Source organism: Bradyrhizobium sp. 482_C4_N1_8 (assembly GCF_052075965.1).
Taxonomy (GTDB): domain Bacteria; phylum Pseudomonadota; class Alphaproteobacteria; order Rhizobiales; family Xanthobacteraceae; genus Bradyrhizobium; species Bradyrhizobium barranii.
Genome location: NZ_CP197231.1, coordinates 2,109,518 through 2,128,469 on the forward strand (window position 1 = coordinate 2,109,518; position 18,952 = coordinate 2,128,469).

At 65.5% G+C, this 18,952-nt stretch carries 15 protein-coding genes; 12 read left to right on the plus strand and 3 right to left on the minus strand.

All coding sequences use genetic code 11. The features are described from left to right. Positions 1-174: 174 nt before the first annotated feature. The 11 genes from AB7Z56_RS09945 (at position 175) to AB7Z56_RS09995 (ending at position 14,657) form a co-directional block, all read left to right on the plus strand. A complete protein-coding gene (locus tag AB7Z56_RS09945) occupies positions 175-2,508 on the plus strand; it encodes a mechanosensitive ion channel domain-containing protein (protein WP_283017476.1) in 2,334 nt (777 codons plus the stop codon). A 99-nt stretch (positions 2,509-2,607) separates the two neighbouring features. Further along, positions 2,608-3,606, plus strand: coding sequence for a tripartite tricarboxylate transporter substrate-binding protein (locus AB7Z56_RS09950; protein ID WP_283017475.1), 999 nt, complete (start codon positions 2,608-2,610; stop codon positions 3,604-3,606). A gap of 162 nt (positions 3,607-3,768) precedes the next feature. Next, complete coding sequence (locus tag AB7Z56_RS09955; protein ID WP_404979436.1) at positions 3,769-5,421, plus strand: NAD-dependent malic enzyme; 1,653 nt, start codon at positions 3,769-3,771, stop codon at positions 5,419-5,421. Between the two features lie 201 nt (positions 5,422-5,622). Continuing rightward, positions 5,623-6,015, plus strand: coding sequence for a BlaI/MecI/CopY family transcriptional regulator (locus AB7Z56_RS09960; protein WP_014493096.1), 393 nt, complete (start codon positions 5,623-5,625; stop codon positions 6,013-6,015). Then, the gene (locus AB7Z56_RS09965) at positions 6,012-8,531 is read left to right on the plus strand and encodes a M56 family metallopeptidase (RefSeq protein WP_354233165.1); all 2,520 of its coding nucleotides are present in this window, start codon (positions 6,012-6,014) and stop codon (positions 8,529-8,531) included. Before AB7Z56_RS09960 ends, AB7Z56_RS09965 begins: the two co-directional genes overlap by 4 nt. Positions 8,532-8,593: 62 nt before the next feature. After that, positions 8,594-10,606, plus strand: a complete 2,013-nt coding sequence (locus AB7Z56_RS09970; RefSeq protein WP_354233166.1) for a serine hydrolase — start codon at positions 8,594-8,596, stop codon at positions 10,604-10,606. 185 nt (positions 10,607-10,791) lie between these two features. Continuing rightward, the gene (locus AB7Z56_RS09975; RefSeq protein WP_283017472.1) at positions 10,792-12,267 is read left to right on the plus strand and encodes a DUF1800 domain-containing protein; all 1,476 of its coding nucleotides are present in this window, start codon (positions 10,792-10,794) and stop codon (positions 12,265-12,267) included. Positions 12,268-12,269: 2 nt separating this feature from the next. Then, positions 12,270-13,520 (plus strand): DUF1501 domain-containing protein, encoded by a 1,251-nt coding sequence (locus tag AB7Z56_RS09980; protein WP_259256473.1) that lies wholly within the window; start codon positions 12,270-12,272, stop codon positions 13,518-13,520. A gap of 30 nt (positions 13,521-13,550) precedes the next feature. Further along, positions 13,551-13,718, plus strand: a complete 168-nt coding sequence (locus AB7Z56_RS09985; RefSeq protein ID WP_166101541.1) for a hypothetical protein — start codon at positions 13,551-13,553, stop codon at positions 13,716-13,718. A gap of 152 nt (positions 13,719-13,870) precedes the next feature. Further along, a complete protein-coding gene (locus AB7Z56_RS09990) occupies positions 13,871-14,386 on the plus strand; it encodes a septal ring lytic transglycosylase RlpA family protein (protein ID WP_283017471.1) in 516 nt (171 codons plus the stop codon). A 115-nt stretch (positions 14,387-14,501) separates the two neighbouring features. Continuing rightward, complete coding sequence (locus tag AB7Z56_RS09995; protein WP_014493103.1) at positions 14,502-14,657, plus strand: hypothetical protein; 156 nt, start codon at positions 14,502-14,504, stop codon at positions 14,655-14,657. 332 nt (positions 14,658-14,989) lie between these two features. Here the strand turns inward: AB7Z56_RS09995 and AB7Z56_RS10000 are convergent, their stop codons facing one another. The 3 genes from AB7Z56_RS10000 to AB7Z56_RS10010 form a co-directional block, all read right to left on the minus strand. Further along, complete coding sequence (locus AB7Z56_RS10000) at positions 14,990-15,295, minus strand: hypothetical protein (RefSeq protein WP_014493104.1); 306 nt, start codon at positions 15,293-15,295, stop codon at positions 14,990-14,992. Positions 15,296-15,406: 111 nt separating this feature from the next. Further along, positions 15,407-15,679 carry a hypothetical protein gene (locus tag AB7Z56_RS10005; protein WP_028156484.1) on the minus strand — a complete coding sequence of 91 codons (273 nt, stop codon included), beginning with the start codon at positions 15,677-15,679 and terminating at the stop codon, positions 15,407-15,409. A gap of 133 nt (positions 15,680-15,812) precedes the next feature. Further along, positions 15,813-18,503, minus strand: a complete 2,691-nt coding sequence (locus AB7Z56_RS10010; RefSeq protein ID WP_283017470.1) for a flavin-containing monooxygenase — start codon at positions 18,501-18,503, stop codon at positions 15,813-15,815. A gap of 190 nt (positions 18,504-18,693) precedes the next feature. Here AB7Z56_RS10010 and AB7Z56_RS10015 point away from each other — a divergent pair, with 190 nt between their 5' ends. Then, positions 18,694-18,942: a hypothetical protein gene (locus AB7Z56_RS10015; RefSeq protein ID WP_014493107.1), complete on the plus strand. Its 249-nt coding sequence runs from the start codon at positions 18,694-18,696 to the stop codon at positions 18,940-18,942. The last annotated feature ends 10 nt before the right edge of the window (positions 18,943-18,952 follow it).

Consider the following 18,952-nt stretch of genomic DNA (forward strand, 5'->3'; position numbering starts at 1 on the left):
GCGCGGAGCCGACGGTTCCCGTTCCTGCGCTGCGGCAAATGCCAAGAGAATGTCGCCTCGTTGGCCAACTTCCGACACAGCGCCGGGGCGAATAGCGTCGATACGACATGGCGCAGTGCTTCGGCGGCGACAGTCCCGACTCCGCCGGCGCATGCGCTTTTCCAGGGAATCCTCGTGTCGCACAAGCTTGCCCCGGCGTTCCTCGCCGCTCTCTTCATCGCGATCTCATCTCTTTCCACCGTTCGCGCCGAGCCGCCGGCCGCCAATAGAGCTGCCGCACTGTCGTCGGAGGAAGCCAAGCGGGCGCTGGAGACGCTCCAGGACGACAAAAAACGTGCGCAGATGATCGATACGCTGCGCGTGATCGCGAATGCGCCCGGTCAGCAGCAGCCCGTGCCCGCGGCGCCCGAGCTGAAATCGCCGATCCCGCTCTCGGCCGACGGCCTTGGCGCACAGCTCCTTCTCACGGTGTCGGAAGAGATCGGCGAGATCTCGCGCGAGATCGCCGACGTGGCGCGGACGCTGACGCATTTCCCCGCCTTCTATTACTGGATCGTACGGACCGCCAACGATCCCGTCGCCTACAACCTCCTGATCGAGATCGCGTGGAAGCTCGCGCTGGTGCTCGGCTGCGCCATTGCGGCGGAGTGGGTGATCTTCCGCGCGATCCGGCGGCCGGTCGCCTTCCTGGAAGGACGCGTCCCGCAAACCGCGCGCCTGCCGGCGCAGGTGCTGCCCATCGCCGATCCGCCGTCATCGGTCGCCGATGTCACGCCCGCGCCCGAACTGCACAAGCGCCGCCACAGTCTCGCACGTGTCTGGCAATTGCTGCTGCGGCTGCCCTTCGTGCTCGGGCGTCTCCTGCTCGAGCTGCTCCCCGTGTTCGTTTTCATCGGCGTCGCAACCGCACTGCTCGGCACGGAGATCGGCGATCCCGCAACCGTTCGCCTCGTGATCCTCGCCGTCGTCAATGCCTACGCGTTCTCGCACGGGCTCATCTGCGTCGTCCGCGCGCTGGCGGGGCCGTTTGGCCTCGTTCCGGTTCGGGCAGAAACCGCGGCCTATATCGAGATCTGGGCGCGGCGCATCGTCGGCGTCGGCGTCTCCGGCATCGCCTTCGCCAATGTGGCGCTGCTGCTCGGCCTGCATCGTGCCGGCTATGCCGCGCTGCTGCGCATGGTGTTGCTGGTCGTGCATCTCTTCGTCGTCGTCATCATCCTGCAATGCCGCCGCCAGGTCGCCGAAGCCATCCGCGCGCCGGCGGAGCGGCAGGGGATCGCGGCGCGCCTGCGCAACCGCATTGCCGGCGGCTGGCACTATCTCGCCATCGCGCTCGACCTCGCGCTGTGGGCGGTGTGGGCGCTCAACATCCGCAATGGCTATTCGCTGCTGCTGCAATATTTCGTCGGCACCGTTGTGGTGGCGCTGATCACGCGCGTCGCCATCATGGTGACGCTGAGCCTGATCGACCGCGGCTTCCGCATCAAGCCGGAGATCCTCCAGCGCTTTCCGGGCCTCGAGATCCGCGCCAACCGCTATCTGCCGCTGTTGCGCAAGATCGTATCCAGCGTGATCGCGTTCATCGGCTTCGTGGCCGTGCTCGAAGTCTGGGGCGTCGACGCCATCGTCTGGTTCTATGGAGGCCAGATCGGCAGCCGGCTGATTTCGGCGGTGGCGACCATCGGCATCGCTGTGCTCATTGCTGCCGCCATCTGGGAAGCCAGCAACGCGCTGCTGGACCGCCAGATCAATACGCTGTCGCGCGACGGGCACTACGCCCGCGCGGCGCGCCTGCGCACCTTCCAGCCGATGCTGCGAACGGCGCTGCTCTGCCTGATTGCCACCGTGGTCGGCCTTACCGCGCTGAGCGAGATCGGCGTCAACGTCGCGCCGCTGCTGGCCGGCGCCGGCATCGTCGGCATCGCCATCGGCTTCGGCTCGCAAAAGCTGGTGCAGGATCTCATCACCGGTCTGTTCCTGCTGCTGGAGAACACGGTCCAGGTCGGCGATAACGTCAGCGTCTCCGGCCTCTCTGGCGTGGTCGAGAACGTCTCGATCCGCACCATTCGTCTGCGCGCAGGCGACGGCGCGGTACACATCGTGCCGTTCAGCGCGGTGACGACCATCACCAATGCCAGCCGCGGCGCCGGCAATGCATCCGTCAGCGTCAATGTCGCCTACAAGGAAGACACCGACCGCGCCGGCCAGATCCTCAAGGACATCGTCGAGGAGATGCGCCGCGAGCCGGAGTTTCGCGCGGCAATTCGCGGCGATCTCGAACTGTGGGGCATCGACAAGGTCGATGGTGCCATGGTGTCGATCGTCGGCCAGATCCGCTGCACGGAGGCCGGCCGCTGGCCGGTCCAGCGCGAATTCAACCGCCGCATGAAGCTGCGTTTCCAGCAGAACGGCATCGAGGTCGCGTCCCCGGTCCAGACCATCCTGATGCAGATCGCGCCGCCGGCTGATGGCGCCGCCAATCTGGCCCCGCGGCGGGCGGCTGGTTAGCGCTCGGCATAATTTCCAGCTTGCCTCTGCCCGCCCGGCAGCGTTCACTCCGGCCCCAGCCCGCTGACAACATGCGGGCGATGAAAAAGGGTGGATGGAATGCAGGGGCTGTGGGCCGGACTACGCGGTCATGTGATCGTCATTTGCGCGTTGATCGGATCCGCGGCGTGGGCCGTACCGGCGGGCGCCCAGCCGTTCCCGTCGCGCCCGATCACCCTCGTGGTGCCGTTCGCGGCGGGCGGCCCGACCGACACGCTGGCGCGGATCCTGTCCGAGCGGATCGCCGCTCAGCTGCACACAACCGTCGTGGTCGAGAACGTGGCCGGTGCCTCCGGCAGCATTGCGGGCGCCCGCGTCGCGCGCGCGACGCCTGACGGCACGATGATCACGATCGGCCATTGGGGCACGCATGTGCTGAACGGCGCGATCTTCAAGCTGCCCTATGATGTGATCGCCGATTTCGAGCCGGTCGCGACGATCGCGATGGGAACGCAGCTGATCGTCGGCCGGAAGTCGCTCGAGGCCAACAATCTGAAAGAGATGATTGCGTGGCTGAAGGCCAGCCCCGGCAAGGCGACTGCTGGCACGGCTGGTGCCGGCACGGGCGCGCACGTCGCAGGCGTCTTCTTCAAGGAGAAGACCGGCACCGATTTCCAGTTCGTGCCTTATCGCGGCGCCGGACCCGCCATGATCGATCTCGTCGCAGGCCAGATCGACATCATGTTCGATCAGGCCTCGAACTCGCTGCCGCAATACAAGAACGGCGCGATCAAGGCGTTCGCAGTGACGTCGCCGACGCGGCTCGCGTCCGCGCCTGATATCCCGACCGTCGACGAGGCGGGCCTGCCCGGTCTCTACATCTCCTACTGGCACGGCATCTGGGCACCGAAGAACACGCCGAAGGAGATCGTCACAAAGCTCAACGCGGCCATCGTCGCGGTGCTTGCCGATCCCGTTGTCAAGCAGCGTTTCGCCGAATTGGGGCAGGAGATTCCGCCTGCCGACCAGCAATCGCCTTCGGCGCTCGGCGCATTCCAGAAGGCGGAGACCGAGAAATGGTGGCCGATCGTGAAGGCCGCCGACATCAAGCCCGAGTAGTCCTGCTGCGTTGACCTCTTCTCGCGCGCAAATGCCGGCTTTTCGCGAAATCTCGCTGCGGTGCGAGATCACAATCGAGCCTTGAGTCTCTACGTCCTTGATCTCAGGTGAGCACTGGCCGACAATGCTTGCCCTTCAATAAGAAACTCCCTGGGGGAATTCGTGAATAGACCTGCTCGGGTCAGCGCCCATTCGACATCATCCGACCCCGCTCACGGCATGACGCTGCTGCGCGATCCCTTGCTCAACAAGGGCACCGCCTTCACGGAAGCGGAGCGCGACGCGCTCGGCCTGCGCGGCCTGCTGCCGCCTTGCGTGCTGACGATGGAGACCCAGGTCGAGCGCGTGCTGACCAATCTGCGCACGCTGCCGACGGACCTTGAAAAATACGTCGCGCTGAATGCGCTGCATGACCGCAACGAGGCGCTGTTCTTCCGCGTCGTCGTCGACAATATCGACGAGATCCAGCCGATCATCTACACGCCGACGGTCGGGCTCGCCTGCCAGAAATACGGCCTGATCTTCCAGCGGCCGCGCGGTATGTTCATCTCATCGCGCGATCGCGGCCAGATCGCCGAGATCCTGAAGAACTGGCCCTATCCGGCCAAGCTGATCGTCGTGACCGATGGCGAACGCATCCTCGGGCTGGGCGATCTCGGCGCCAATGGCATGGGCATCCCGGTCGGAAAGCTCTCGCTCTATTCCGCCTGCGCCGGCGTGCATCCCGAGCATTGCCTGCCGATCGTGCTCGACGTCGGCACCAACAACGAAGAGCTCTTGAACGATCCCTATTATCTCGGCCTGCGCGAGCGGCGGCTCACCGGCGAGGCCTATGACAGCTTCGTCGACGAGTTCATGCAGGCCGCGCGAAAGACGTTTCCGGGCGTGCTGATCCAGTTCGAGGATTTCGCCAATCACTCGGCGTTCAAGCTGCTGCACAAATATCGGGACGAGGCCTGCGTCTTCAACGACGACATCCAGGGCACCGCGGCGGTGGCGCTCGCCGGCCTGTTCTCGGCGCTGCGCGTCAATGGCGGCAAGCTCAGGGATCAGCGCATCCTGTTCCTCGGTGCAGGCGAGGCGGCAACCGGCATCGCCGATCTCGTCGTCTCCGCCATGATGGCGGAGGGAATTTCCGAGGCGGAAGCTCTCCGGCGCAACTGGCTGGTGGATTCCCGCGGCCTCGTCGTCGGCGGCCGTGACGGCCTCTCTGGCCATAAGCTGCGCTATGCCCATGCCGGCCAGGCGCCGATCGCCGATTTCCTCACCGCGATCAAGACGCTGAAGCCGACGGCGATCATCGGTGTCGCCGCGGTCGGCGGCGCCTTCACGCCCGAGGTGCTCAAGGCGATGGCCGCGCTCAACGAGCAGCCGATCGTGTTCGCGCTCTCCAACCCGACCTCGAAGGCCGAATGCTCGGCCGAGGATGCCTACCGCTATACCGAGGGCCGCGCACTGTTCGCCTGCGGCAGTCCCTATGATCCCGTGACGCTCAACGGCCGCACCTTCGTGCCGCGCCAGGGTAACAACTCCTACATCTTCCCCGGCGTCGGCCTCGGCGTCATCGCCAGCCGCTCGCGCCTGGTGACGGACGAGATGTTCATGGCGGCCGCCCATACGCTCGCTGATTGCGTCGGCAAGGAGGACCTCGCGCAGGGCAGCCTCTATCCGGCGCTCCCTCGCATTCGCGAGGTCTCGGCCCGCATCGCCGTTGCGGTGGCAGACGTCGCCTACCAGCGCGGTCTCGCCGACGGCCCCGCTCCCAACGACGTGAAGGGCCTGATCCAGTCCCAGATGTACGAGCCGCAGTACTGACTGCTTCCACATCGTCATGGCCGGGCTTGTCCCGGCCATCCACGCTTTGCCGCGCGGGACGAAGAACGTGGATGCCCGGGACAAGCCCGGGCATGACGGCATAGCAACACCATTTCAGGTGGAATCGCCGTTGCGCGGCGCGGCCGCATATGCGACGATCTGTAGCGTTACAAGAAAACTCAATCCGCAAGGTCAGATGCCATGGACGATCGTTTGCCCGAACTGGGCGACCTCGAGCACGAGGTCATGCAATTGGTTTGGGCCCATGGTCCCGTTACGGCCGAGGTCGTGCGCGAGCGGCTGTCGCGGCGTCTGAAGGAATCGACCGTCCGCACGGTGCTGCGCCGGCTGGAAGAAAAGGGCTACGCTCGGCACACCGTGGACGGACGCACCTATGTCTACCACGCTGCAGAAGAGCGCGCGCGGGTCGCGGCCAAGGCGGTGCAGCGTATCGTCGACTGGTTCTGCAACGGCTCGATGGAGGAAGTCCTCGTCGGCATGGTGGACAATGCGATGCTCGACCAGCAGCAGCTGCGTACACTGGCCGACCAGGTGGCCAAGGCGAAGAAGGCGAGGGGAGTGAAGAAAGAATGATCGCAACTCTGGCTGAGGCGGCGCTACGCTCCTTCGTGCTGGGAGGCGTCGTCTGGTTCGGTCTCAACCTGTTTCGCGTGCGCAATCCGCACGTCCACATGACGGCGTGGGTCGTCGTGCTGCTGGCATCGCTGGCGATGCCCTTCGTTATGCATTGGCCGACGCTGACGATCACCCGGATGCCTCTGCCGGTATCCGTGCCGGATGATTTCCTGCCGGCCGACGTCTCGATGCTGGAGGCCCCGCAACCCGCGCTGCCGATTCCGCCGGGCGCGGCTGTCGTGGCGCCGGCAAAAGCTGCTGTATCGATCAATTGGTGGCTGGTCGCCACCATCGTCTATGCCGGCGTCGCCGGCGCGTTGCTGCTGCGGCTGGCCATCGGTCTCTGCCTGACCTGGCGTCTGGCACGCGCGGCAAGGCCGATGAGCGGCCCGCAGCTGATCGACGCCGACGTGCGCGTCAGCCGCGAGGTCGGCGGTCCCGTCACGTTCGGCTCGACCATTCTGGTGCCGCCGCAGTTCTCCGGTTGGGATGCGAAGAAGCGCCTCGCGGTGCTTGCGCATGAGGGCGCGCACGTCGCCAATCGCGATTTCTATGTCCTGCTGCTCGCCTCGCTCAACCGTGCAGTGTTCTGGTTCAGTCCGTTCTCGTGGTGGCAGCTCGCGCACCTTGCCGAGCTCGCCGAAATCATCAGCGACGCCGAGGCGATCGAAGTCATCGACGACCGGTGGTCCTATGCCGAAATCCTGCTCGATGTCGCAACTAGCGAAAATCCGCGGCCGGTGGAGCTCGCGATGGCGCGGGTATCGACCGTGCGCGCACGCGTCGAGCGCATCATCGCGGCCGCCGCCATGCCCGTCGCGGTCGGCTGGCGCAAGCGGCTGTGGATCGCAGCCGCGATCATTCCGGCTGTGATCGTGTCCGCCGGCATGATCGCCTATCGCACCCCGGATCCCGTGCCCGTCGCCGCGGACACCGGCGAGGTGCCGGCCCAGCATTACCGCCCCTTCGTCAATTTCTACGCCATGGGTCCTGCCTCGGTGTTCGCCATCTTCCGCGAGGGCGACGACCTCTACGGCCAGCTCACCGGACAGCGCAGGCTGCGCCTGACGGTTGGCAGTGACGGCACCGCGGCCTACGCGGCCTCGTCCGGCGAGATCACGTTCCCGCTCGATGCGGAGCGCCGCTCCTCTGAGCTGACGCTGCGCATGAACGGCCGCGATATCCGCGCGGTTCGCGTCGCCGAGATGCCGACGGCGGCCGTCGACCCCGCGTCGCTCGATCAATATGTCGGCTGGTACAGAATCGCGCCGAACCGCGTGCTCACCCTGCGGCGTGACGGCGATCGTCTCTGGTTGCGTGAGACGGGACAGGGCGCAACGCAGGTCCTCGCCGAGGGCGCCGACGCCTTCTCCTTCCGCGGCGACCATCTCTTGATCTTCCTGCGCGACGAGCAGTCAAAGGTCGCACGCGTGCTGGTCCAGAGCGCGATGTTCGGCGCGCGCCTCGCGCCTCGCGTCGATGCGGCGGTGGCGCAGGCGGTCGAGGCGGACTTCACGCGCCGCCTTGCGGAAGTTCCTGACAGGTTCAGGGAGCAGGTCCCAGTCGCGGGCGGCAAGGAGATGATCTTGCGCGGGATCGAAGACCTGCGCGCCGGAACGCCGAACTACGATCGCATGAGCGCGCCGCTCGCGGCCAAGGTCCACCGGCAGCTCAATGAAATGCGCGAGGCGTTCCAGGCGCTCGGCGTGGTGGAATCGATCTTCTTCCGCGGCGTCGGCCCCGGCGGCTATGACATCTATGGCGCGAAGTTCGAGAACGGCACGGCAGAATTCCGCCTGATGATCGAGCCCGACGGCAAGGCCGGCGACGTGCTGTTCCGGGCCGACGGCAATGACGAACTCGGCGGCATCGTCTCCTGTTCGGAGGAGGCGAGCGTGCGCGGCCGCGCCGGCACCTCGCCGATCAGGATCATGGTCTATAACGAGATGGGCGACGACATCCAGGTCTTCAATCTCGACGCCGATGGCAATCGCAGGATGCAGAGCACCGTCAGGCCCAACGTGTCCTGGGCGTCCACGACCACCGTGAACAATCCCTGGGTGATTGCCGACAAGTCTGGGCGGTGCCTCGAGGTCCTGCTGCCGGGGCGGCAGACCCGCTTCCACAATGTCGAAGCGTCGAACATCGGCGCGCGGCCGGGGCGCGCGGCGCGCCGCGCCGTTCCGATCGCCAATGGCGAGGAGATGCTGCGCCGCTATATCGAAGGCGTCGGCAAGGGCCAGCCGGACTACGAGCGCATGACGTCGGAGGTGGCCGACATCACGCGTCAGCAGCTTCCGTTCGACCAGGCGATCCTGGCGAGGCTCGGCGCATTGCGCGCGGTTTCGTTCCGTGGCGTCACCGCGCTCGACAGCGACATCTATGTCGCCCAGTTCGCCAACGGCTCGGCGGAATGGCGCATCGGCGTCAGGAACGGCACGATCACGAAGATCGCGCTCGGACCCAATTTCTAGCGGTTCACATCTGCCGCAGGAGTGCCTGCTCAGATTTGTTGTGCTTCTGCGGAGACTGCGGAATGAGACTCGTCGCATCGATGTGGGCGATTCCAGTTGGGCTGTGCCTGTTGGGGACCGCGTTCGCCGATGACCTCGCGACGCCGGGCGATGCGAAAAGCCTGGGATTCTCGGCCTCGCGTCTGGCGCGGATCGCGCCGTGGTATCAGGCGCGCTTCGATTCTTTCTCGCCGTCGGACGGCCTTTTGCCCGGCGCCGTCGTCGCCATCGCGAAGGGCGGCAAGCTCGCCTATTTGCAGGCCATCGGATTTCAGGACCGCGCCAAGACCGTCCCGATGAAGACGAATTCCATCTTCTGGATCGCCTCGATGTCCAAGCCGGTGGCCAGTGTCGCCGTCATGATTCTGGTGGATGAGGGCAAGCTCGACCTCGACGCGCCCGTCTCGCAATATCTGCCGGAGCTTGCGAACATGCGGGTCGCTTTCCAGAAGGCGGACCCGGCGACAGGCGAAATGGAGTACGGGCTCGGTCTGCCAAAACCAGCAAAACGTGCGATGATGGTTCGCGATCTGTTGCGCCATACGTCTGGCCTGATCTATCCGGAGCTCGATTTTGCCTACCCGGAACGGGGCCTTGCCGACGCAAGCGCCGACTTCGGGATCCGGACGATCCATGGGCTCTACGGCTTGAGGGCCGTGCGGAGACGCGACACGACGTTGGCGGAATTCGTGTCGAGCCTGGCCCGCCTGCCGCTCGCGCACGAGCCCGGCGAGGTCCATGAATATGGCTGGAGCGCCGAAGTGCTGAGCCGGGTCGTTGAAGTGGCGTCCGGTCAGCCCTTCGATCAGTTCCTGGAGAGCCGCATCTTTGGGCCGCTGCATATGGTCGACACCGGCTTCTTTGTACCGAAGGAGAAGCTCGATCGGCTCGTCGATTCTCCCATGCCGGAACGGCCGCCGATCTGGGATGTCACGACGCCGCCAAAGTTGTTTTCCGGCGACGGCGGACTCGTATCGACCGCGCCCGACTATCTCCGCTTTTGCCAGATGCTGCTCAATGGCGGCGAGCTCGATGGCGTGCGCGTGCTCAGCCCGCATGCGGTGAAGCAGATGACGACGAACGCACTGCCATCGGGTGTCACCATCTTCGGAGGTGACGAGGTTGGCGCCCGCGCGGGAACAACCTTCGGGCTTGGCTTCGCCATCCGCGCCGATCCGGTCCAAAGCTGGATACCGGGAGCGGTTGGAAGCTTTTCCTGGGCTGGACATTGGAGCACGTATTTCTGGATCGATCCGGCCGAGCAATTGATCGGCGTACAGATGGTCCAGGCGACGCCCGGCAGCAAAGGGCGCCAGGCGGTGCTGTATTCGGGGATCAATCACCTCGTCTATGGCGCATTGACGATTCCCGAGTCGACCGCCGTCCCGCCGGCTGCGCCGGTGACCCTGAGCCCGGAAGCGCTCGCCGATTATGCCGGAACCTATGACTTCGGCGCCACGGTGAGCTCGCGTGACAGGCAGGGCCTGGCCGATGGCAAAACCGGATGGCTTGGAATCGGGAATTTCGTCGCCATGGAGCAGGAGGGGCTGAGGATCAACAAGCCGAACCCTGGCGGCGGCCCCGCAACCAAGGCCGGTGTGACGGCGGGTGACCTCATCACTGAAATTGACGGCGCGCCGCTGAGAGGCCTCGCGCTCGCCGATGTCCTGGCCAAGCTGCGAGGGCCAGCCAACTCGACGATCAAGATGAAGCTCGTCCACAAGGGGCAAGACGGCGTGAACGACCTCAGTGTCGTGAGAGCCGACCGCCGTGTCAATTCGGTCCGGCTTCAGGTTCGCGTCGCGGAAGGCAAGCTCGTCGCGGAAGCGACGGGGGTCTGGCCGGTCCTCGAATTCGAGAAGGGCAAGGCGACCGCGTTCGTGGCGACATCAAGCAACGAATTCACCGCAGCCGACGAAGATCGTACCCGGATCGCTTTCGTCAGGGACGCCGCGGGCAAAGTCTCTGGGCTCATCTTGAATCCTGGGCCTTGGGAGCAGCACGCGGCGAAGATCGCGCTCGGGCCGAATTTCTAGGCCTCTCACGCGCGTCCGCCGGGCAGCGGATGCGCGCTTGTTCTACCGAGATAGTGCAGCGGCGTTTTCAATCCCGGCTTGCGCAAGCCGATCTCTAGTGTTACGGTCTGTAGCATTGCGGTTCGTAGTCCGCACGCGGCAACATCGCGCTGCCGTCGGGTGGCTCGGAGAATTGGGCGTTCGCCATGAGCAATTCTGCAAAGGCTGAAGCGGTGCTGGCGCTTCATCGGTTCGGGATGGGGCCGCGACCGGGATCACTTGCGGCTGTCGGGACCGACCCGCGCGGCGCGTTGATCGCAGAGCTCGATCGGCCGCTCGCATTGAGCGCCGCCGCCAGCCTTCCCACCAGTGCGAAGGCCTATCGCACAGTGGCCGATGCCAATGCACGGCGAGCCGCGCGCGCCAAGCAGGCGCAGCAACAGGCCAAGAAGCAACAGGTGGCTGCGGTGCCAACTGCTCCGGGTGACCAGGCTCAGGCGCAGACTGAGGGGCAAGCGCCAGCACAGGGCCAGGAGAAGGATGCTGCCGAGATGGCGGCCAAGCAGGCGGCCGACGCCGTTCCCGATCCCGGCCGTCCGATCTACTTGCAGGAAGCCAAGCTGCGCATCGAAGCCGCGCTCGCCGCCGACATCGGCTTCGCCGAGCGGCTGGTGTGGTTCTGGTCCAATCATTTCTGCATCTCGGCCTACAAGATCCAGAGCATGTCGGGTGCTTACGAGCGCGAGGCCATTCGCGCAAATGCGCTCGGCCACTTCGTCGATCTTCTGCTGGCGGTCGAAGGCCACCCGGCGATGCTGTTCTATCTCGACAATCTGGGCTCGATGGGCGCGAACTCGATCGCCGGCATCAACCGCAGCCGCGGCCTCAACGAAAACATTGCGCGTGAGATCATGGAATTGCACACGCTGGGTGTGCGGACCGGCTACACTCAGGACGACGTGATCAGCTTCGCCAATGTGTTAACGGGATGGACGCTTGTTCCTCCTGGAGACAATCCGGAGCACGGCGGCGAATTCACCTTCAACCCGCGGCTCCACGAGCCCGGCGGGCAGACGGTGCTCGGCAAGCGTTACGAGCAGGAGGACGCCGAGCAGGGCCGCGCCGTGCTGCGCGACCTTGCTGCACATCCGGCGACCGCGACCCATGTCGCAACCAAGCTCGCACGGCATTTCGTGGCCGACGAGCCGCCTCCGCCACTCGTCGAACAAATGGCGAAGACGTTCCGCGACACCGAGGGCGATCTCAAGCAGGTCGCGATCACGATGGTCTCGTCGGACGACGCGTGGCGCGGGTCGCCGTCAAAACTGAAGCGTCCGAGCGAATGGGGCGTTGGCATGGTGCGCGCGACGGGGATTACGGTCGTCGACCCCACGCGTTTCACGGCGGGCCAGGAGCTGCTCGGCGAAGGGCTGTGGCGGCCGTCGGCGCCCAAGGGCTATCCGGATGACGAGGCAAGCTGGATCGACGGCATTGGCCGGCGGCTCGACATCGCCAACAATTTTGCCGAGCGCGTGGCGGCCACTGCTGATCCGCAGGGGATCATCGAGGACGTCTTCGCATCGCAGATCGCGTCCGAGGTGAAGCAGGCGGTCGGCCGCGCCGAGAGCCGGCAGCAGGCGCTGGCATTGTTGTTCATGTCGGCGGATTTTCAGAGGAGGTGAGCATGGGCTTCGTCAATCATTTGCCCACGCGGCGCGAGCTTCTGGTCGGCTCCGGTGCGCTGTTCGCGTGGAGCCAGATGCCGCGGATCGCACGCGCCGAAGGGCGCGATCCGCGCCTTCTCGTCGTCGTCTTGCGTGGCGCGCTCGATGGTCTCGGTGCGGTCGCGCCGGTCGGCGATCCCGATTGGGTCGGCTTGCGCGGCGATCGCGCGCTAGTGCTGGACGGCAAGCCGCCGGCGCTGCCGCTCGATTCCTTCTTCGCGCTCAACCCGGCGATGCCGAACCTGCACCGGCTCTACAAGACCGGCAAGGCCGCAATCGTCCATGCCGCCGCGACGCCCTACCGCGAGCGCTCGCATTTCGACGGCCAGGACGTGCTGGAGAGCGGGTTCACCAAGCCCGGTGCCACCGCATCGGGATGGCTCAACCGCGCGCTGCTCGCGATGGAATCGGGTGGGCGCGTCGATCCGCGCGGCAGCCGTGCGCTCGGCATCGGCTCGGTGACGCCGCTGGTGGTGCGCGGCTCGGCGCCCGTCATGACATGGGTGCCGCAAAAACTGTTACCGGCGAGCGAGGACACGCAGAACCGCCTGCTCGATCTCTACCAGCACACCGATCCAAAGCTTGCGACCGTGCTCCAGGCACGCATGAAGCTCGCCTCGCTCGGCGGCGCGCCCGGCACGGGCGATCCGATGTCGGACGATCCGACATTGATGCCGCCCGGCATCGCGCGCGTGCGCGCCTACTTCGCCGAAGCCGCCGGAACCGCCGCGCGCTATCTCGCCAAGCCCGACGGCCCGCGCGTCGGCGCGATGGGCTTCGTCGGCTGGGATACGCACATCGCGGAAGGCGCAGCGTCAGGCCAGCTCTACAATCTGCTCGGCGCGCTCGACGGTGCGTTTGCCGCGATCGAGAGCAACATGGGCGAGGTGTGGGGCGAGACGGTCGTCGCCGTCGTCACCGAGTTCGGGCGCACCGCGCGCATCAATGGCACGCAGGGCACGGATCACGGCACGGGCACGGTCGCCTTCCTCATTGGCGGCGCGCTCGCCGGCGGCCGCGTGATCGCGGACTGGCCGGGCCTCAAGCCGGCGCAACTGTTCGAGGATCGCGACCTCAAGCCGACCACCGATCTCCGCGCCGTGCTGAAGGGCCTGCTCAGGGATCATCTGCGTGTCGAGGAGAAGGTGCTGGCGGATGCGGTCTTCCCCGGCAGTGCTGACGTCAAGCCGATGGGCGGCCTCGTCGGCTGACGGCGCGGCCTGCGCAACCGGATCGGGTCCATGATGTGCACACTGACGCAACGGGAACTCGACTTTCTCGCCAGTCTGAAAACCGGCTGGCGGCGGCTCTATCGGCGCGAGCTGATGCGGCTCCTGAAGGGTGACACCGAGGCGAGCGACGCGCAGCTGGAGACGCGCCCGATCGTCTGGCGTGTTGTATCGGGTTAGTTTTTCGCGAGTCTGGCTCGACTTAGGACACGCCACTGTGGTGGAATCGCCACAGCCGGCGCGAAACGGTCGTGGCCCTAAGCCTGCTTTCCTTCAGCCAAGGTTCTGCCCTCATTGCCCGCCGAAACTCCGGGTAGTTCGGAGGGCGCATCATGTCTCGCATTGCAAGTGCCGAAACTGCCCGAATTTCCCTCGCAAGCTCATGCCGGTTGCTGCTCGCCATCGTCGGTGCCGCATCGCTCGCCGCCTGCGCACAATCGCCGGTCGGCCGCCAGAAGGCCGATCTTGGCACCAATCGGCAGGCTGCGGTCCAGCGGCCCCATAGGGTAGCGGCCTTGCATCCGCGTCCGATCAGCCGGGTACGCGTCCCCGACCGTGACGCAAAGCAAACCGCTTCGCACGGCGTTGCCAGCTTCTATTCGGACACGGAGACCGCGAGCGGCGAGAGGTTCGACAAGAACGAATTGACCGCGGCGCATCCCAGCCTGCCGTTCGGCACCAAGCTGCGCGTCACCGATGTCTCCTCAGGCCGCTTCGTGACCGTCAGGGTCAACGATCGCGGGCCCTATGTTCGCGGGCGCGTGGTCGACATCTCGCCGTCCGCGGCCGAGGCGCTCGGCATGGTCGACAAGGGCATCACCAATGTCCGGCTCGACGTGGTGCGATAGAGCGCGATTGATTGACTTGAGCCGCCCCGCTTAACCGAGTGTTAGTCGCCCTGGCGCACCATGAGTGCCCAAACAAGTCGGGGCTCCAATTTGGAGTCCTCGGGGGAGGCGGCGTTTGAACACGATCCAGTATCTCGAAGATCAGGCCGCGCGCGCCGAGCGGCTCGCCAAACGGATCACGGATACGCTGACGATCGAAAAGCTCCTGACCTTCGCCGGCGAACGCCGCCGCGAAATCGAGGTCATCGCCGGCAAGTATCGGCGCGCCTGATAAACCATGCACTGGACGCATTCGCCCTCGCTGCGAGGCGCGGAACTTCTGTTCGTCTCTGGCGTCATGTCAATGATGAATGTGGAGGAGTAAAGTCATGGGTTTTGGACGAGGTGCTTTGCTTTGGCTGCTTGGCGTGCCGCTGCCGATCGTTCTGCTGCTGGCATTGTTCTGGCACCACTAGAGCACGATCCGGAAAAGTATGGAGCGGTTCTCCGATAAGATCACGCTCACACAATAATGCTGCCACACGAAAGGCGCCGCGGAAGCGGCGCTTTTTTTGTTGTTGCCTGCGATTTGAAGCGTATCAATGAGAACGACGCGCGGTCAGGTCAGCTATGGCTCTCGACGAAGTCGCTGAGATAGTCGGGAAGCCGGACGCCATCGATGTCGCAGCGCGCCTTGATCTCGCCGGCGATTTCGGTCGAGATGTCCTTCATCCAATGCTCGAGCGTGTTGAACGAGATCACCTTGATCGGATCGTTGAAGCAGCCGGCGACAAGCTCGCCAATCGTGGCTTCAAGATCGCTTCGTTCGATGCGGATTTCAGTCGCCTTGTCGCGGCGATCAATCACCACGAACAGGGTCTGGTCTGCGCCATAGGGCACGACCGCGGATGGTACGCCGGCTTCAAGCATCTTGGGGCTCTCGTCTCGACTTCCGATCCCGGTTAACGGGAAAATCCGGTAGAAGGTTCCTGCCTCATGAAAAGCTTGTCGCGCGCGTGCAGCTTCCGCGTCTGCACGCAATCAGAGAAATTCTCTCAACCGCGATAGCTCGATGACGTGCTCGGGCGAGAGGATATCGGTGACCAGCGGCGGCTGCGCAATCGTGTGAATCTCATAGAGATGCCTGGTCGTGGCCGGCTTCTCCATGAAGGCCGATATGCACTGGTCGAGCGTACCTTCGCTTATCGGATAAGAATCCCTGTCCGGTCGGCGCTGGTTCGCAAGCGACGGCCATTTATGCAGGGCTGCAGGCGCTCCGAAATCGACCTTTGAATCCGCAACCACGTCTCCCATCGTCTCGCCTCACGCAACAAAAATAGCCCCAACACGCGGATCTGCGTGCCAGGGCCCACACCTATCGCTGCATCTTAATGCCAAGCGCTTAACGCAGCAGCCGGGAAAAGGTTCCCGGCCGCCTTGTCGCAAATCAACTCGCGGCCGCCGCGATTCTGTGGCCCGGGCTGGCATGATCGTGGCTATCCTCATCGCCGCGGCTGACTTCCGGCGGAAGCCCGGCGAAGCGCCGCAGGGCTTCGGCCATCTGCACCCGGCCTGCTACACCGGTGATCACCACGTCGACCATCGCAAAGGACGAGTGGAAATGGCCGCGCGCCCTGAGCTGCTCGACCGGGACGCCGGCGGCCGCCATTGCCTCGGCATAGGCGATGCCCTCGTCGCGCAACGGGTCGAATTCACAGGTGACGACCAAGGCCGGCGGCAGGCCGGCGACGTTGCCGCGCAGCGGCGAGACGCGCGGATCAGTGCGGTCGGCCGGTGAGCAGTAGAGGTCCCAGAACCAGTACATCAGCGGGCGCGTCAGGAAATAGCCGGTTGCATTGTCGTTGTAGGAGGGCCGGTCGAAGGTGCAATCGGTGACCGGGCAGACCAGGAGCTGGCCGGCGATGTCAGGCCCGCCGCGATCGCGCGCAAGCTGGCAGGTGACGGCGGCGATGTTGCCGCCGGCGCTCCAGCCCGCGACCAGCACCGGGCCCGGCCTGCCGCCAAGCTCGGTCGCGTGCTCGGCGATCCAGCGCGTTGCCGCATAGCCGTCCTCGGCCGCGGTCGGGAAACGATGCTCGGGCGCATGGCGATAGCCGACGCTGACGAACATCATGCCGGTCCGCCGCACCAGATCGCGGCAGAGCGGCTCGTCCGATTGCTCGTCGCCGAGCACCCAGCCGCCGCCGTGGAAATAGACCACGACCGGATGGGGCCCCGGCGTTGCCGGCTTGTAGATCCGGTAAGGCAGCGGGCCGTCCGCGCCGGGCAGCGTGCCCTCGACGATTTCGCCGATCGGCCGTCCCGCGGGCCGGCCCTGGTTGAACTCGTTGACGAAGGCGCGTGCGCCGAGCGCGCCCATCGACTCGATCGGCGGCAGGTTCAGCGATGCGAGCAGGTTCAGCACCAGTCGCACATCCGGCTGCAGGCATACCACCTCGCCGTCGTTGCATTGCGCGGCGCCGTTGGGGCCGGTCAGCTTGAAGCCGAGCATGCCGCGGGCCGTGACCTCGTCGCAAATGCTGCGATAGGGGCCGACGCCGCCGGTGTAAGGCATCAGGCCCTGCACCTTGCCGGGCACGTTGGCGCCCGTGTACCAGGTGTTGGCGAGCCGGTGCAGGGTCACCATCGAACAGTCCGTCATGTGCCGGCCCCAGCCGGCCTGCGCGGTCTCGGTCGGCTCGATCGTGGTGAAGCCGGCGTCGCGTAGCGCAGCGATGCGGTCGACGACCCAGTCGACATGCTGCTCGATCGACACCGCCATGTTCGACAGCACCGACGGGCTGCCGGGCCCGGTGATCATGAAGAAGTTGGGGAAGCCCTCGACCGTGAGCCCGAGATAGGTCTGCGGCCCGTGCGCCCAGACATCGGTCAGCGACTTGCCGCCGCGTCCTGTGATCGGATGTACGGCGCGGATCGCGCCGGTCATGGCGTCGAAGCCGGTCGCGAACACGATGACGTCGACGTCGACGCTGCGCTTGGCCGTCGTGATGCCGCTCGCGGTGATCGCCTTGATAGGCTCCTGGCGCAGATTGACCAGCGTGACGTTCGGCCGGTTGTAGGTCGCGTAGTAATTGGTATCGAGGCAGGGGCGCTTTGCGCCGAAGGGATGGTCGTGCGGCATCAGCGCCGCCGCCGTCTCCGGATCCTTCACGGCAGTGCCGATCTTCTCGCGGATCAGCTCGCCGATCAGCGCATTGCCGTTGAAGTCGACGCCCTGGTCGGCCCAGAGCTGCGTCAGGATGTGGACGAGGTCGCCGGCTGCCCAGGCACGTTCGAACCGCTCACGACGCTCGGCATCGCTCAATTGCCAGCTCACGACGGTCTGCTGCGGATAGGGCACGCCGGTCATCGACTGTCGCGCCTGCTCGCGATAGGCCGCGCGGTCGCTCTGGAAAATATCCATGCGATCGGACGGCGAGGGGCCGTTGTGCGCCGGCAGCGCGAAGTTTGGTGTGCGCTGGAACACGGTCAGATGCGCGGCCTGCTCGGCGATCAGCGGGATCGACTGGATGGCTGACGAGCCTGTGCCGATCACCGCGACGCGCTTGCCGGCGAGATCGACGCCGTCATGCGGCCAGCGCCCGGTGAAATAGACTTTGCCCTCGAAATCCTTGACGCCGTCGATCTCCGGCGGCTTCGGCGCGGAGAGGCAGCCTGTGGCCATGATGTAGTGGCGGCAGGAGACCGGCGTGCCGCTGCTCGTGGTGAGCTGCCAGCGCTCAGTCGCTTCGTCCCATTTGGCTTCCGCGACCTTGGTCTTGAAGTGGATATCGCGGCGCAGATCGTAGCGGTCGGCGACGAAGCCGAGATAGCGCAGGATCTCGGGCTGGGTCGCGTATTTCTCCGACCAGGTCCACGCGTTATCGAGCTCCGGATCGAAAGTGTAGCTGTAGTCGATGGTCTGGATATCGCAGCGGGCGCCGGGATAGCGGTTCCAGTACCAGGTGCCGCCGACATCGCCGGCTTCCTCGAGGGCGACTGCCGTAAGGCCGGACTTGCGCAGGCGATGGAGAAGATAAAGGCCGGCAAATCCGGCGCCGACCACGGCAACGTCGACTTGTTGGGCTGTTCCACTCGCCGCTTTGGACTCACGTGCGGCGACCATTGCGTCTGGCATGGTATTCCTCCCGTGTCTTTTGTTTTGCCGGCAGGCTATCGCCGCAGGCTTGGCTTGTCATCAGGACAGGTACAATCTTCGGTAGTCGTTTGCGGCGCCATCGTGGCCGCGCGAAGGTTGCGGCGATACACGCACCGCGATGCACAACCGCCGGGATTGTCCGGGCTAATCAGACCACATCCTTCTGTGTATGCTTGCGGTTACAAGCCACGCGTACCGACCGGACGTCATGACAGAGTTGAGCGAGCGGACGAAAGCCAACATGGACGTCGTCCTGGAGCAGACGTGCCGCCAATTGCCGCACGGCGGCGATCACGACAGCCGCAGGTTCATCGCCGAGCGCCTGATCGAGGCGGCGCAATCGGGCCATTCCACGCTTGGTGAGCTCGGCATCGTCGCACGCCGCGCGCTGGCGGAGATCGTCGCTAAGGGCGGTTAGCCGGCGCCGC